The organism is Arthrobacter sp. Z1-15 (assembly GCF_054792395.1).
The window spans coordinates 2,156,882-2,172,255 of sequence record NZ_CP096454.1 but is presented as its reverse complement, the minus strand read 5'-3'; the positions used below and the strand labels follow the sequence as shown (position 1 = coordinate 2,172,255).

Here is a 15,374-nt window from a genome sequence, read left to right as displayed (position 1 = left end):
ACCGCACAACAATAAACCGCACCACAATAAACCGCACCACAATAAACGCAGTACAAACAGCAAGCGCCGCCCTCCCGAAGGAGGGCGGCGCTTTGTGGTTACGGCTCCGGCTGTTTACGGCTGCGGCTCGTCCCGCACCATCCCGAGCAGGCGGTTAAAGATGCCCTCGCCGTCGTCGGCGATCCCGTCGTGGTGGAAGTCGGCGCTTTCCCAGACCTGCAGACCGCGCACCGCTGCGGCCGTTTCCAGCGACAGGTCGCGGTCCACGTAAATGTCGTCGGTGTAGACGGCCGCTGCCACGGGAACACTGTTCCGGGCGAGCTGTTCGGTGTCGTACAGCGCCGGCCAGTCCCGGCGTACCGCCAGCAGCTCAGCCGTCTCCTTCAGCGGAGCCAGCGCCGGGTCCTCGTCAAAGTACCAGGGATAGACCATCTCACCGGTGTACAGCGGCTCCCCGGCGACGGGCTTGAACTCCGGAAACTCCTCCAGCACACGCGCGGCAGCCCAGTTGGTGGCAGCCCCCTGGCCGTAGATGGATTCGTGCATCACCGCGTACAGCGGGTTGGACGCCCGGCTCACCAGCCCGTGGACCGCTTCCAGGAAAGTGTCGCTGAGCCGTTCGCCGTCCGGTGTGGGAACAAACGCCTCCTGCAGCAGGTAGTGCAGCCCGTCCATGCGGGTGTTGCCGCCCAGGAAGGACCCGGCCATCTGGAAGCGCTGCACGGTCAGGCGCTCTCCGGAGGGCAGGAACTCCGGTGCCTCGCTCAGATGCCGGGCAATCCGGGTGGTCAGCACGCGGTCCTGCGGATACTTGGCGAAGTACTCGGCGTTGCGGGCAGCAACCCGCCGGAACGTCGCACGGTAGACGCGTTCCGCAGGTCCGGTGAGCGGCGCCAGCCCGCCGGTGATGAGGGATTCCCGGAGTCCGTGCGGAGCAAAGGACAAATAGGTCAGGGTGCAGAATCCGCCGTAGCTTTGACCGTAGGTGGTCCACGGACCTGAGCCCAGGGCTGCCCGGATCAGTTCTGCGTCAGCCACGATCGAGTCGGCCCGGAAACGGGCCAGATAATCAGCCTGCGCTGCGGCGTCTCCGCGCAGCGGCAGGGTTTGCCGGTTTGCCGGGGTGGATAGCCCCGTGCCGCGCTGGTCGAGCATCAGGATGCGGAAGTGCTTGGCTGCAGCCCTGGTCCAGCCGCCGAACTGCAGGAGCCGGTTGCCCTTCCCGCCGGGACCGCCCTGCAGGTACAGGAGCCAGGGCAGTTCCTCCGCCTCGGGCTGCGGCATCGCCGCGTCCGAGTATTCCCGGGCGAATACCGTGATGGTCTCGCCGCCGGGCCGGGCGTGATCCAGCGGAACGGTGAAGCGGTGGTCGGTGACCCGCATTCCGCGGACGGTGTACGGTGCCGAGGCGGTGTGCGGAACGCTCATGCCGGCTGTTCCGATGCGGCTTGTTCCGATGCCGCTTCCGCAGCGGCCGCAGCGCCGCCGAAGGACTCCAGGGCGGGGCCGGTGAGGCGGTACGTGGTCCACTCGTCCTGCGGACGGGCCCCCAGCGAGTCATAAAAACGGATGGACGGCTCGTTCCAGTTCAGCACGCACCATTCCACCCGGGCATACCCGCGCTCGACGGCGATTTCCGCCAGCGTGCGCAGCAGCGCCTTCCCGGCGCCCTTGCCCCGGGCCGCCGGGCGGACGTACAGGTCCTCCAGGTAGATGCCGTGCACGCCCTCCCAGGTGGAGTAGTTCAGGAACCAGAGTGCGAAACCCTGCACTTCTCCGGCTTCCTCGGCAACGTGGGCAAAGATGGCCGGATGCTCCCCGAACAGGTTCTTCTCCAGACCCTGCACCGTGTTCTTGACGGCATGCGGTTCTTTTTCGTAAATCGCCAGGTCGTGGATGAGTTCAAGGATGACAGGGACGTCTTCGGGGCGTGCGGGGCGGATCTGCATGGCTTCAGCCTAATCGAGGCGGCCCGCGTGGATCACCTTGATGACGGGAGCTCCGGCGTCGTCCGATGCCGCGAGGTCAACCTCGGCATTGATGCCCCAGTCCAAGTGGTTGGCCGGATCCTTGAAGATCTGCCGCACCTCCCATTTGCCCGGAAGCTCCTTGATGATCAACAGGTTTGGCCCGCGCCCGTCGGGGCCGTCGTCGATGTCCTCATGTTCCTCGAAGTAGGCATCGAGCACGTCGGCCCAGCGGTCGGCGTCCCAGCCGGCGTCGCCGTCGAGCTCGCCCAGGGCGCGGTCGTCCTCATCGGCGAAGAGCTTCACGCGCTGGAACATTTCGTTGCGGACCATGACCCGGAAGGCCCGCACATTGGCGGTGAGGCGATCCGGCACCGGAGGCAGGACCGGTTCAGCCGAGGCGTCCGGGTTAATGCCGTTGGTGAGCTCCTCCCATTCGTCCAGCAAGGAGGAGTCGGTCTGCCGGACCAGCTCGCCCAGCCACTCGATGATGTCTTCCAGATCTTCACGGAGCCGCTCCGGCGGCACTGTGTGCAGCAGCGCCTTGTAGGTGTCCGAGAGGTAGCGCAGCAGCACCCCTTCGGAGCGGGCCAGGGAGTAGAACTGGACGTACTCGCCGAAGCTCATGGCCCGCTCGTACATGTCCCGGACGATGGACTTGGGACTGAGCTCGAACTCGCCCAGCCAGGGCGCACCCGAGCGGTATACCTCGAAGGACTGCTCCAGCAGCTCCGCCAGCGGCTGCGGGTAGGTGACTTCCTCCAGCAGGGCCATCCGCTCGTCGTACTCGATGCCCTGGGACTTCATGGCGGCGATCGCCTCCCCGCGGGCCTTCTTCTCCTGCGCGGAGAGGACCTGCCGGGGCTTTTCCATGATCGCTTCGATCACGGACACCACGTCCAGGGCGTAGGACGGGCTGTCCGGGTCCAGGATCTCCAGGGAGGCCATCGCAAACGGGGACAGCGGCTGGTTCAGGGCGAAGTTCGGCTGCAGATGCACTTTCAGGCGGACGGTGCGGCCGTCGGCGTCGGGTTCGGGCAGCACCTCCACAATGCCGGCGGTCTTCAGCTCGCGGTAGATGCTCAGCGCCTTTTTCATCAGCGCCAGCTGCGAGGACCGGGTCTCGTGGTTGTTGGTGAGCAGCTTCTTGGCAGCCGTGAACGGATCGCCCGGACGTTCCAGCAGGTTCAGCAGCATGGAGTGGGTGATGTTGAAGCTGGAGGTCAGCGGCTCCGGGGTGCCGTCCACCAGCTTCTCGAAGGTGGGCTTGCCCCAGGACACAAAGCCGGCCTGCGGCTTCTTCTTCACCACCTGGCGCAGTTTCTTCTGGTCGTCGCCGAACTTGGCGTGCGCCTTGGCCATCGCCTTCACGTTTTCAATGACGTGTTCCGGTGCCTGCACGACGACGGTGCCCGCCGTGTCGTAGCCGGCCCGCCCGGCGCGGCCCGCGATCTGGTGGAACTCGCGGACCTTCAGCGGCCGGGTCCGGGTGCCGTCGTACTTGGACAGCGCGGTGATCAGCACGGTGCGGATGGGTACATTGATGCCGACGCCGAGGGTGTCGGTGCCGCAGATGACCTTCAGCAGCCCGGCCTGGGCCAGCTGCTCCACCAGACGGCGGTACTTGGGCAGCATGCCGGCGTGGTGCACGCCGATGCCGTGCCGGACCAGCCGGTTCAGGGTCTTCCCGAATCCCGGGGCAAACCGGAACCCGGCAATCAGCTCGGCAATTTTGTCCTTTTCCTCGCGGGTGCAGACGTTGATGCTCATCAGGGCCTGGGCCCGGTCAATGGCTTCGATCTGGGAGAAGTGCACCACGTAGACCGGAACCTGCTTGGTGGCCAGCAGCTCCTCCAGGGACTCCTGCACCGGGGTTTCCACGTAGTAGTAGTGCAGCGGGATGGGGCGCTGCACCGAGGAGACCGTGACCGTGTCCCGGTTGGTGAGCTCGCTGAGTTCATTCGCGATCCGGGTCATGTCGCCCAGGGTGGCGGACATCAGCAGGAACTGTGCCTGCGGCAGCTCCAGCAGCGGCACCTGCCAGGCCCAGCCGCGCTGCGGGTCGGAGTAGAAATGGAATTCGTCCATGATCACGGTGCCGAGGTCCGCGTCGGGACCTTCGCGCAGGGCAATGTTGGCCAGGATCTCCGCGGTGCAGCAGATGATCGGGGCGTCCTTGTTCACGGAGGAGTCACCGGTGACCATCCCGACGTTCTCGGCACCGAAGATCTCGCACAGTGCGAAGAACTTCTCCGACACCAGGGCCTTGATGGGCGCGGTGTAGTAGCTGCGCTCGTCGTGCGCCATGGCGTGGAAGTGTGCCGCGATGGCCACCATGGACTTGCCCGAGCCGGTGGGGGTGGCCAGGATGACGTTGTTGCCCGTCACCAGCTCCATCACCGCTTCATCCTGCGCCGGGTACAGCGACATGCCCCGGCTCTCGACCCATTCCAGGAAGGACGTGTACGTCTCGTCGGGGTCGATGGTGCGGGTACTGGACGGGCCGGAGGCAAGCTGTTCAAGAAGTTTCATGTCCATACCAGACTATCGGGCGCGGCAGCGCACTGCAGACCGCCGGCAGCTGGGCCTGAGAGAAGCGGGGGCCGGTCGTTGCGTTCCGTGACAGCCGGCCCGCCCGGTGCGGGCAGCGCTGCTAGGCTCGGCGGCATGAAATGGGATCCTCGGAAGTACACACAGTTCTCCTCGCACCGCGACCGGCCGTTTTTCGACCTCACGGCCCGCATTGCCGCCGACAACCCGCGCAGGGTTGTTGATCTGGGCTGCGGTCCGGGGCCGTTGACGGCGGCGCTCGCCTCCCGCTGGCCCGGGGCACGGGTCACGGGCGTCGACTCCTCGCAGGACATGGTGGAGCAGGCCCGTGCACTGGAGCAGGCCCCGGACAATCTGGACTTTGTACAGGCGGGCATCGAGGACTGGGATCCGGAGCCCGGAACGGACGTGGTGGTCTCCAACGCCGCCCTGCAGTGGGTGCCGGGGCACCAGGATTTGATCCGCCGCTGGGCCAAGCAGCTCGACGGCGGTGCCTGGCTGGCGGTGCAGGTGCCGGGAAACTTTGGAGCTCCTTCCCACGCCCTGATGCGGGAGCTGGCAGCGGGCGCCGAGTGGGCGGACAAGCTGGACGGAGTCCTTCGCCACGCGGATGCCGTGGATGAGCCGGAAGACTACCTCGGGCTGCTGACGGAGGCCGGCTTTGAGGCCGATGTGTGGGAGACGAGCTACTCGCAGGTCCTGCAGGGCAGGGACCCGGTGCTGGAGTGGGTCCGCGGAACCGCCCTGCGTCCCGTCATCGCTGCTTTGGACCCGCAGGATTTCTCCCGCTTCGAAGAGCAGTATGCAGCGCTGCTGCGGAAGGCGTATCCCGAACGTTCATGGGGCACGGTCTTTCCGTTCCGCCGCATCTTCATGGTGGGGCACAAGAGAGGCTGAACGGGTCAACCACGGTACTCCCAGCGCCGGCGGGGCTAGGAGTACCGGCGGGAGCCGTGGCTGCGCCCCACCGGGGGACGGGAGCGTGCGGCTTTCATCAACGGAGTGTTCAGGGCGTCAATCTGCTCATTGGCGTGGTCCCGGCTGCCGGCACCTCCGCGGTCCCAGTGCCGGGCCAGATACAGCGCGCCGCCCAAGCCGGTGAGCAGGAACCCGGTAAGCAGCGCCGCCGGGCTTAGGGAGGGCAGCTGGCTTGCCGCCGCCAGCACCGCAAGGACGGGTATGACCGGGCCGAGAGGGAGCCTTGCTCCCTCACCGGGCCACTTGCGGAATCCGAGCACGGCGGCCGCAACGCTCACCACGATCATGGCCAGGATGGCGGCGACGTTGGCGATGGAGACCACAAAGGTGGTGTCGTTGAGCAATACCAGCAGGACCGTGATGGCGCCCAGCAGCAGAACACTGACATAGGGGTGCCCGCTGCGGCTGTGCCGCCCCAGCGCAGGGGGCACATCGCCGCGCGCCACCATGCGCAGGATAATTTCGGAGGCGCCCAGCACGTTGGCGTTGGCGCCGGAGAGCGTGGACAGGCAGGCGGCGAAAGCCACCAGGAGCCCGCCCCACGACCCCATGACGATTTCCGCAGCCTGTGACACTCCGGTGGCGGTAAAGACGGTAAGTCCGCTGGCCATCATGGCCAGCACTGTTCCCAGATAGATCAGGCCCGACACCAGCAGCGTCAGCAGGATGGCGCGCGGAACGGTTTTGCGGGGGTTCTTCACCGACCCGGCCATGTTTGTAATGACGTTGAAGCCGGTGTAGGCGGTGAACAGGAGGGCGGCGGCGGAGAACACCCCGCCGGTGCCCTGCGGCAGCGGGCGGTCCACTGCATCCGGCCGCAGCTCGGTCAGGCCCCAGACGGCAAACAGGACGAGCAGGGCAAGCTTGATACCCACGATCCACGTTTCAGCTTTGGCAACCAGCGCCGTCGGGCCCAGGTTCAGGGCCGTCACCAGTGCGGTGGCGGCGAGCGCGAGCGCCAGCGTCCCGATCGCCGGGAGGAAGTACTCGTGCAGATAGTCCCCGAAGGAATCCACCAGGTAGGCAACGATCGTGGCGCCGTTGAGATAGAAGGCCCACATCACAATGAACCGCCAGAAGGGGCTCAGAATGGTGCCGACCGGGCCGTATCCTGATTCGCCATCCGCGGCCCGGGTGGAAACCACTATGAAGGACAGTGCACACAGGACCATCACAACGCCCGCAATGATGTAACTCAGGACTGCGCCCGGCCCGGCAAGGTTCACTGCCGTTCCGGAAAGCGTGAAGACCCCGCCGCCCACAGTGGTGCCGACACCGAAGGCCACGCAGGCCAGCAGCCCGATCTGAGGTGTCGCGGCACCGGCCGGCCCGGACGTCGATGACTGTGAATTTGCCACGGGGCCACGCTCTCATCCGGTCCGAAGGGGTCCCTCTGGAGCGTAAGGCCGTCAAACAGCGGGGGTCAACGGAGCATCCGGCAAACGGGCTGCTACCAGCCGCGTTGCTTCCATTCCTGCAGGTGGGGGCGCTCCGCACCGAGGGTGGTGCCGGCCCCGTGCCCGGGGTGGACGACGGTGTCGTCCGGCAGGTATTCGAACACGCGTTCGAATACATCTGCGTAGAGGGACGCAAACCGCTCCGGATCCTTCTGCGTGTTGCCCAGGCCGCCGGGGAACAGGGAATCTCCGGTGAAGAGATGGGCCGGTCCGCTCGGGTCGCGGTACAGCAGTGCCACCGATCCGGGAGTATGCCCGCGCAGCTTGATCGCTTCCAGTTCGAAGCCGTTGAAGGCCCTGACGTCCCCGTGCTCCAGCGGCACGTCGGTGGGCACCTCGATGTCCGGGATGTCCTCGCTGCCGGCGGCGGTTCGCGCGCCGGTGGCAGCAGCGGCTTCGGCGAGGGCACGGACATGGTCCCAGTGGCTGTGCGTGGTGATGATCAGCTGCACTTCGGCGGGTGCGGCGGCATCTCCGGCGGCTTCGGCCAGGAGTTCCCGGATCGCGGCGAAATCATCGGCGGCGTCAATGAGCACCTGGGCTCCGGTGTCCTTGGCGGTAATGACGTAGACGTTGTTGTCCATGCTGCCCACGGACCGGCTGCGGATGGTGACTTTCTCCAAATCAATCATGCCGGTAAGTCTAGTTGCGGGGGGCGGCTCGCACAGGGCAGGGGTGTCCGCGCTCGCCGATGCCCCGGCGCCGCACCCGGTGCGCTCGCCGATGCAGGCGAGCCGGCCCGACTCACGATGGGGTCCTCCCGCCGCCTTCCCCGCACGCGTTCCCACTGCTTGTGGCTCTTGAGACAGCTGGGGTCACACCAGTCCCGTGAGGTAACAAAGAGTGGGAACCAGTGCGGGAATCACTGCCGCGCCCGTCCGGAGGCACAGGCGTCCGGAGGCACAGGCGCTCGCAGGTGCGGCCCGGCCCGGCCCGGCCTGTCGGCGCCCGGCTGCCAGCCCTGCCGGGGAACATCCGCCTTAGCGCGCCGGCAGCCGGGTATTGCCTGCCCGGGTGCGGCGGCGTACGTTCGGATGGTGCCGGTGCTGGAACCGGCCGGTCCGGGAGGAAAGCGTGCTCGTACGGCTTATCCGGCAGAACCTGGCTCCCTACAAGGGCGCGGTGGCCGCCGTCGTTATCCTGCAGTTTTTGCAGACCGCGGCAACGCTGTACCTGCCCACCCTGAATGCCGACATTATTGACCGCGGCGTCGTCGTGGCGGACACGGGCGTCATCCTGGGGCTGGGCGGCTGGATGCTGGCCATTACCGCCGGGCAGGTCCTCTGCGCGGTCACCGCCACGTACTTTGCCGCCCGGGTGGCCATGAGCGTGGGCCGGAACATCCGCGACAGCCTGTTCACCACGGTGGAATCCTTTTCCTCCCGGGAAGTAGGCGTCTTCGGTGCCCCGTCCCTGATCACCCGCACCACCAACGACGTGCAGCAGGTGCAGATGGCCCTGCTGATGACATTCACCGTGATGGTTTCCGCGCCGATCATGGGGATCGGCGGGGTGGTGCTGGCACTGAACCAGGATGTGCCGCTGTCCGGGATCCTGCTGCTGATCCTGCCGGTCCTTTTTGCGGTGATCGGGCTGGTGCTGCGCCGCCTGATTCCGCTGTTCCGCCGTGCCCAGAAGCAGATCGACCGGGTGAACTCGGTGCTGCGCGAACAGATCATGGGCATTGCGGTGATCCGGGCCTTTGTCCGGGAGCGCACCGAAGAGGCCCGCTTCGACACCGCCAACGCGGACCTGACCGGCACCCAGCTGCGGACGGCGCAGTACATGGCGCTGCTCTTCCCCGCCGCGATGCTCGTGGCGAACCTGGCTTCCGTTGCGGTGGTGTGGCTGGGCGCCTACCGCATTGACTCCGGCCAGATGCAGATCGGCGCGCTCACGGCATTCATTGCCTACATCATGCAGATCCTGATGGCCGTGATGATGTCCATGTTCATGATCATGATGCTCCCGCGCGCGGCCGTCTGTGCCGAACGCATTTACGAGGTCCTGGATACCGAGAGCACGGTCCATGATGCCCCGGCGGCCGTGCCGCTGGTGTTCGACGGCGGAACCCTGGTGTTCGACGGCGTCGGCTATACCTACCCGGGGGCGGAGGCGCCGGTGCTGCACGGGATCTCCTTCACTGCGGAGTCAGGCAGGACCACGGCGATCATCGGATCCACGGGGGCCGGCAAGTCCACACTGCTGAACCTGGTGCCCCGGCTGCTGGACGCCACGTCGGGGGGAATCAGCATCGACGGCCAGGACATCGAGGAAGTCACGCTGCACTCGCTGCGCAGCGGCATCGGCCTGGTGCCGCAGAAGGCCTACCTGTTTTCCGGGACCATCGGCTCCAACCTGCGCTTCGGCAAACCGGACGCCACCGACGCCGAACTCTGGGAAGCCCTCGAGATCGCCCAGGCGGCCGATTTTGTCCGTGCGTCCGAGGGGGCGCTGGAACACCGGGTGGAGCAGGGCGGCGGCAACTTCTCCGGAGGCCAGCGGCAGCGCCTGGCCATCGCCCGGGCGCTGGTGGTCCGGCCCTCCGTCTACCTGTTCGACGACAGCTTCTCCGCGCTGGACTTCGCGACGGACGCCCGGCTCCGGGCCGCACTCAAACAGCGCACCCGCAACTCCACCGTGCTGATCGTCGCCCAGCGGGTCAACACGATCACCGACGCCGGACGGATAGTCGTACTGGAGGAAGGACGGATTGCCGGGCAGGGGACGCACGCCGAGCTGATGGATTCCTCGCCCACCTACCGGGAAATCGTCGAATCACAGCTCACGGCGGAGGAAGTGCAGTGAGCGCCCCGGCACGCGGCGGCCCCCGCCCGGTAATGCGCGGGCATGGGGGAGGACGCGGGGGAGGACATGGGGGAGGACACGGCGGGCATGCTCCGGCGGCCAAACCGCTGAACTTCCGGGCCAGCGTGAAACGGATTCTGTCCCTGATGGCCCCGGACCGGCTCCGGCTGGCACTGGTGCTGGTTGCCGCCGTCGTCTCCGTGGCGCTCGCGGTCACCGCTCCGCGGATCCTGGGGGAAGCCACCAACGTCATCTTCGACGGCGTGATCGGCGCCGGGCTTGAGCCGGGAACCAGCAAGGACGAGCAGGTCCGGGAGCTGCGCAGCGCCGGGGAGAACCAGCTGGCGGACATGCTCGCCGCCATGGACGTGGTGCCCGGGGCAGGGGTGGACTTCGGCAGGCTGCGGGTACTGGTGCTGGGGGTGCTGGGCATCTATACTGCTGCGTTCTTCTTCGGCTGGCTGCAGGCACGCGTTACGGCGCGGGTGGTGCAGAACGCCATGTACCGGCTGCGGAAGGACGTGGACGGCAAGCTGTTCCGGCTGCCCATGTCCCACTTCCAGCGCGAATCCCGCGGGGACGTGCTCAGCCGGGTCACCAACGACATCGACAACCTGGCCCAGACGCTCTCCCAGACCCTGACCCAGATCATTACGTCGGTGCTGACCATCGTGGGGGTGCTGGGCATGATGCTGTGGCTGTCTCCGCTGCTGGCACTGATCGCCGTGGTCACGGTGCCGGTCTCCGCCGTCGTCACCGTGCTGATTGCCAAGCGCTCGCAGGTGCAGTTCATGCAGCAGTGGAAGTCCACGGGGGAGGTGAACGGGTACATCGAGGAAATGTTCAGCGCCCAGGACGTGGTGAAGGCCTTCGGACAGCAGGAACGGGTCGTGGCAGGCTTCCGCCCGGCCAACGAGGCCCTCTACCGCTCTTCCTTCAAGGCACAGTTCGTTTCCGGCGTCATCATGCCCACCATGCAGTTCATCTCGAATCTGAACTATGTGGCGGTTGCCGTGGTGGGCGGCATCCTGGTGGCCAACGGGCGGCTCTCAATCGGCGGCGTGCAGGCCTTCGTCCAGTACAGCCGCCAGTTCTCCCAGCCTCTGGGACAGATTGGCTCTCTGATCAACATGCTGCAGTCAGGCGTAGCCTCAGCCGAACGTGTGTTCGAACTTTTGGACGACCGCGAGCAGGAGCCTGATCCGGCAGATCCGCTGACTCTGCCCGCCGTCCGGGGCCGCGTGGCCTTTGAGCACGTGGATTTCAGCTACTCGCCCGACGCCCCGCTGATCCGGGACCTGTCCTTCGTGGCGGAACCCGGGCAGACGGTGGCCATTGTCGGTCCCACGGGGGCGGGGAAGACCACCCTGGTGAACCTGCTCATGCGTTTTTATGACATCGACGCGGGGCGGATCACCATAGACGGCGTCGACACGGCCCGGATGCGGCGGGACGATGTGCGGAAGAACATCGGCATGGTCCTCCAGGACGCCTGGCTCTTCGAAGGAACAATCCGGGAGAACCTTGCCTACGGCGCCCCCGGCGTCACGGACGAGCAGATAGTCCGGGCCGCTCGGGCAACCCACGTGGACCACTTTGTGCGCTCGCTGCCCGAGGGGTATGACACCGTCCTGGGGAACGACGGCGGCTCGCTGAGCCAGGGGCAGCGGCAGCTGATCACCATAGCCCGGGCCTGGCTGGCGAACCCGTCCATCCTGGTCCTGGACGAGGCCACCAGCTCGGTGGACACGCGGACGGAGATCTCCATCCGGCTGGCCATGAACGCCTTGCGGGAAGCCCGCACCAGCTTCGTCATCGCCCACCGGCTCTCCACCATCCGCGACGCGGACGTGATCCTGGTGGTGAGGAACGGTGAGATTGTCGAGCAGGGAACCCACGGGGCGCTGCTGGACGCCGAGGGATTCTACGCACAGCTGTACCGCTCCCAGTTCGCGGAGCCTGCGGATGTCGGTGATGCCGGTGATGCCGGTGATGCGGATGCCGGCACGGGGGAGGGGACAGGCTCCCCGCCGTGACCTGCCTCCCGGCGGAACAGGCACCGGCGTGGCAAAATGGAACTGCAGCAAGCGAGAACCCGCTGCACCAGACCTGCCGCCGTCATCCTCGAGGCGGCTCCAGCTCCCGAACATGAAGGCGGTCCCATGAGCGACGACGTCCTGTCCTGGGTCCGCATCGACGGCACAAGCACCGTTCCCCCCTTCGAACAGCTGCGGGTCCAGATCCTGGATGCTGCCAATGAGGGACGCCTCGCCGTCGGAACCCGTCTTCCGCCCGTGCGCGCGCTCGCCGCCCGGCTCGGCCTGGCGGTCAACACGGTCGCCCGTGCCTACCGCGAACTGGAACAGGCCGAAGTGGTCACCACGCGCTCGCGGGCAGGCACCGTCATTGCAGCAGCGGGGGACAACGGACGGCGCCGGGTGGCCGAGGCAGCGGCCGTCTTTGCTGACTCCGTCCGCGCCAACGGCCTCGATCCGCAGGAAGCCATGACCTATGTCGAGACGGCTCTTCGCCTGCGGTGAACACTGCGGCGTCGAATACATCTTCGAACCAAACGGTGAACTACAGTGGAAATTGTGTCTACAGCTACCTCTTTGATGGCCGATAGTGCCAACGAGCCGCACCGCGGCAATGATCTTTCCCGCCTGGTCGTCAAGGGCGCCCGGGAACACAACCTGCGCAACGTGGATCTGGATTTGCCGCGCGACGCGATGATTGTCTTCACCGGCCTGTCCGGGTCCGGAAAGTCCTCCCTGGCCTTCGACACGATCTTCGCCGAAGGGCAGCGCCGTTACGTCGAGTCGCTCTCCTCCTATGCACGCATGTTCCTCGGGCAGGTGGACAAGCCGGATGTGGACTTCATTGAAGGCCTCTCCCCGGCGGTGTCCATCGACCAGAAGTCCACCTCCAAGAACCCGCGCTCCACCGTTGGCACCATTACCGAGATCTACGACTACATGCGCCTGCTCTGGGCGCGCGTCGGGACCCCGTTCTGCCCGGTGTGCGGCGAGCCGGTCTCGCGCCAGACTCCGCAGCAGATTGTCGACCAGCTGCTCGAACTTCCCGAAGGCACCCGGTTCCAGATCCTGGCCCCGGTGGTGCGCGGCCGCAAGGGCGAATTCGTTGACCTCTTCCAGGGGCTCGCTGCCAAGGGCTACTCCCGCGCCAAAGTTGACGGCAAGCAGGTCCAGCTCTCCGACCCGCCGAAGCTGGGCAAGCAGTACAAGCACACCATCGAGGTGGTGGTGGACCGGCTCGTGGCCAAGGACGGTATCCGGCAGCGGCTGACCGACTCGGTGGAAACCGCGCTCGGCCTGGCCGACGGACGCATCCTGGCCGACTTCGTGGATGTCGACGAAAAGAGCGAGGACAGGATTCGGGCGTTCTCCGAACACCTGGCCTGCCCGAACGAGCACCCGCTGGCGATCGACGAAATCGAACCCCGGTCCTTCTCCTTCAACAACCCCTTTGGTGCCTGCCCGGTCTGCACCGGCATCGGCAGCCGGCTGGAGGTTGACGAGGAACTGGTGATCCCCAACCCCAACCTGAGCCTGGCCGCCGGGGCCGTGGCTCCCTGGGCCCTGGGCAACGCAACCCTGGAGTACTGGAACCGGCTGCTGGCCGGCCTGGCCAAGGAGATGGACTTCTCCATGGACGTGCCGTGGAAGAAGCTGCCGGCGAAGGCCCGCGAAGCGATCCTCAACGGCAAGGACCACAAGGTGGTGGTCCAGTACAAGAACCGCTTCGGCCGGGAGCGCAAGTACAGCACCGGCTTTGAAGGCGTCATCTCCTACATCCACCGCAAGCACCTGGAAACCGAATCCGACAGCGCCCGCGACCGGTACGAGGAGTACATGCGGGAAACCCCGTGCCCCGAGTGCGGCGGAGCGCGGCTGAACCCGGCGTCACTGTCCGTGCTGATCAACGGGAAGAACATCGCCCAGGTGGCAGCCCTGCCGCTGCGCGAGGCGGCGGAGTTCCTCGGCGGACTGGACCTCACCGCCCGTGAAGCCCGCATCGGCGACCAGGTGCTGAAGGAAATCCTGGCGCGCCTGACCTTCCTGCTCGACGTCGGGCTGGAGTACCTGAGCCTGGAGCGGGCAGCCGCCACGCTCTCCGGCGGCGAGGCGCAGCGGATCCGGCTGGCCACCCAGATCGGTTCCGGACTCGTGGGGGTGCTGTATGTCCTCGACGAGCCGTCCATCGGCCTGCACCAGAAGGACAACCGGCGGCTGATCGAAACTCTGGCCCGGCTGCGGAACCTCGGCAACACCCTGATTGTCGTGGAGCATGACGAAGACACCATTCACGAAGCCGACTGGGTTGTGGACATCGGACCGGGCGCCGGTGAACGCGGCGGCGAAGTGGTGCACTCGGGTTCCCTGGCGGACCTGCTCACCAACGAGCGGTCCCTGACCGGCGCGTACCTGTCCGGGCGCCGCAAAATCGAGATTCCGGCCAAGCGCCGCAAGGTGGACAAGTCACGCCAGCTGAAGATTGTCGGGGCGCGGGAGAACAACCTGCGCAACATCGATGTCTCCATTCCGCTGGGTGTTTTCACCGCGGTGACGGGGGTCAGCGGATCGGGTAAATCCACCCTGATCAACGACATCCTCTACAAGACGCTGGCCGCCAAGCTCAACGGCGCCAAGCACGTGGCAGGCCGGCACCTGCGCATCGACGGCCTGGAGAACCTCGACAAGGTCATCCATGTGGACCAGAGCCCCATCGGGCGCACGCCGCGGTCCAACCCGGCCACGTACACCGGCGTCTGGGACCACATCCGCAAGCTGTTCGCGGAGACCAACGAGTCCAAGGTCCGCGGCTACCTCCCGGGCCGGTTCTCCTTCAACGTCAAGGGCGGGCGCTGCGAAGCCTGCCACGGCGACGGAACGCTGAAGATCGAGATGAACTTCCTGCCGGACGTCTATGTGCCCTGCGAGGTGTGCCACGGCGGGCGGTTCAACCGCGAAACCCTCGAGGTGCACTACAAGGGCAAAAACATCGCCGAGGTCCTGGGCATGTCCATCGAGGAGGCAGCTGAGTTCTTTGCCGCGTTCTCGCCGATCGCCCGGCACCTGAACACGCTGGTTGACGTTGGCCTGGGCTACGTCCGGCTCGGGCAGCCGGCCACCACCCTCTCGGGCGGCGAGGCGCAGCGCGTGAAGCTTGCCGCCGAGCTGCAGAAGCGGTCCAACGGGCGCAGCGTGTACGTGCTGGATGAACCCACCACCGGACTGCATTTCGAAGACGTCCGCAAGCTGCTGCTGGTCCTGCAGGGACTGGTGGACAAGGGCAACACGGTGATCACCATCGAGCACAACCTTGACGTCATCAAGAGCGCCGACTGGATCATCGACATGGGTCCCGAAGGCGGAAACGGCGGCGGACAGGTGATTGCCACCGGAACACCGGAAAAGGTGGCTGCCTCCGAGGTCAGCCACACCGGCCGGTTCCTGGCCGAATTGTTCGAAAAGCAAAAGGGAGCGGCATAAACCCCGCACGCCTTATCAACCGGTAAATCTGCCGGACATTACGGAAAAAGGTATTCCCCGCCGGGAATGCCTTTTTCCGTACCCGGCCGCAGGTGTGGGAA

Annotated in this window: 10 protein-coding genes; 5 read left to right on the top strand and 5 right to left on the bottom strand. The window is 66.3% G+C overall.

All coding sequences use genetic code 11. From position 1 onward, the window contains the following. Positions 1-114: 114 nt before the first annotated feature. Genes M1D40_RS09950 through M1D40_RS09940 form a run of 3 tightly spaced genes read right to left on the bottom strand, consistent with a single transcriptional unit; the run spans position 115 to position 4,499 of the window. Positions 115-1,428: an alpha/beta fold hydrolase gene (locus tag M1D40_RS09950; protein ID WP_461168713.1), complete on the bottom strand. Its 1,314-nt coding sequence runs from the start codon at positions 1,426-1,428 to the stop codon at positions 115-117. Continuing rightward, entirely contained in the window at positions 1,425-1,949 is a 525-nt protein-coding gene (locus M1D40_RS09945; protein ID WP_461168712.1) for a GNAT family N-acetyltransferase, read from the bottom strand. Before M1D40_RS09945 ends, M1D40_RS09950 begins: the two co-directional genes overlap by 4 nt. Before the next feature lie 9 nt (positions 1,950-1,958). Continuing rightward, on the bottom strand, positions 1,959-4,499 hold the full coding sequence (locus M1D40_RS09940; protein WP_341395801.1) for a DEAD/DEAH box helicase: 2,541 nt from the start codon (positions 4,497-4,499) through the stop codon (positions 1,959-1,961). A 135-nt stretch (positions 4,500-4,634) separates the two neighbouring features. On the opposite strand from M1D40_RS09940, the gene M1D40_RS09935 reads away from it, so the two are divergent. Next, entirely contained in the window at positions 4,635-5,414 is a 780-nt protein-coding gene (locus M1D40_RS09935) for a trans-aconitate 2-methyltransferase (protein WP_341395803.1), read from the top strand. A gap of 35 nt (positions 5,415-5,449) precedes the next feature. Here the strand turns inward: M1D40_RS09935 and M1D40_RS09930 are convergent, their stop codons facing one another. Together M1D40_RS09930 and M1D40_RS09925 are read right to left on the bottom strand one after the other, a co-directional pair. After that, positions 5,450-6,853 (bottom strand): APC family permease, encoded by a 1,404-nt coding sequence (locus M1D40_RS09930; RefSeq protein ID WP_461168711.1) that lies wholly within the window; start codon positions 6,851-6,853, stop codon positions 5,450-5,452. A 92-nt stretch (positions 6,854-6,945) separates the two neighbouring features. Beyond that, complete coding sequence (locus M1D40_RS09925) at positions 6,946-7,584, bottom strand: MBL fold metallo-hydrolase (protein ID WP_461168710.1); 639 nt, start codon at positions 7,582-7,584, stop codon at positions 6,946-6,948. 442 nt (positions 7,585-8,026) lie between these two features. Between M1D40_RS09925 and M1D40_RS09920 the strand changes: the two genes are divergently transcribed. The 4 genes from M1D40_RS09920 (at position 8,027) to uvrA (ending at position 15,273) form a co-directional block, all read left to right on the top strand. Beyond that, positions 8,027-9,760 (top strand): ABC transporter ATP-binding protein, encoded by a 1,734-nt coding sequence (locus M1D40_RS09920; RefSeq protein WP_461168709.1) that lies wholly within the window; start codon positions 8,027-8,029, stop codon positions 9,758-9,760. A gap of 32 nt (positions 9,761-9,792) precedes the next feature. After that, on the top strand, positions 9,793-11,796 hold the full coding sequence (locus M1D40_RS09915; protein WP_461171044.1) for an ABC transporter ATP-binding protein: 2,004 nt from the start codon (positions 9,793-9,795) through the stop codon (positions 11,794-11,796). Between the two features lie 126 nt (positions 11,797-11,922). Continuing rightward, positions 11,923-12,300, top strand: coding sequence for a GntR family transcriptional regulator (locus M1D40_RS09910; RefSeq protein WP_341395807.1), 378 nt, complete (start codon positions 11,923-11,925; stop codon positions 12,298-12,300). A gap of 75 nt (positions 12,301-12,375) precedes the next feature. Beyond that, entirely contained in the window at positions 12,376-15,273 is a 2,898-nt protein-coding gene (uvrA, locus tag M1D40_RS09905; protein ID WP_461171043.1) for an excinuclease ABC subunit UvrA, read from the top strand. The last annotated feature ends 101 nt before the right edge of the window (positions 15,274-15,374 follow it).

Excerpts from the sequence above, each read along its gene's own strand:
- M1D40_RS09950 (WP_461168713.1), bottom strand. The coding sequence starts at position 1,428 with ATGAGCGTTCCGCACACCGCCTCGGCACCGTACACCGTCCGCGGAATG.
- M1D40_RS09945 (WP_461168712.1), bottom strand. The coding sequence starts at position 1,949 with ATGCAGATCCGCCCCGCACGCCCCGAAGACGTCCCTGTCATCCTTGAA.
- M1D40_RS09940 (WP_341395801.1), bottom strand. The coding sequence starts at position 4,499 with ATGAAACTTCTTGAACAGCTTGCCTCCGGCCCGTCCAGTACCCGCACC.
- M1D40_RS09935 (WP_341395803.1), top strand. The coding sequence starts at position 4,635 with ATGAAATGGGATCCTCGGAAGTACACACAGTTCTCCTCGCACCGCGAC.
- M1D40_RS09925 (WP_461168710.1), bottom strand. The coding sequence starts at position 7,584 with ATGATTGATTTGGAGAAAGTCACCATCCGCAGCCGGTCCGTGGGCAGC.
- M1D40_RS09915 (WP_461171044.1), top strand. The coding sequence starts at position 9,793 with ATGCGCGGGCATGGGGGAGGACGCGGGGGAGGACATGGGGGAGGACAC.
- M1D40_RS09910 (WP_341395807.1), top strand. The coding sequence starts at position 11,923 with ATGAGCGACGACGTCCTGTCCTGGGTCCGCATCGACGGCACAAGCACC.
- uvrA (WP_461171043.1), top strand. The coding sequence starts at position 12,376 with ATGGCCGATAGTGCCAACGAGCCGCACCGCGGCAATGATCTTTCCCGC.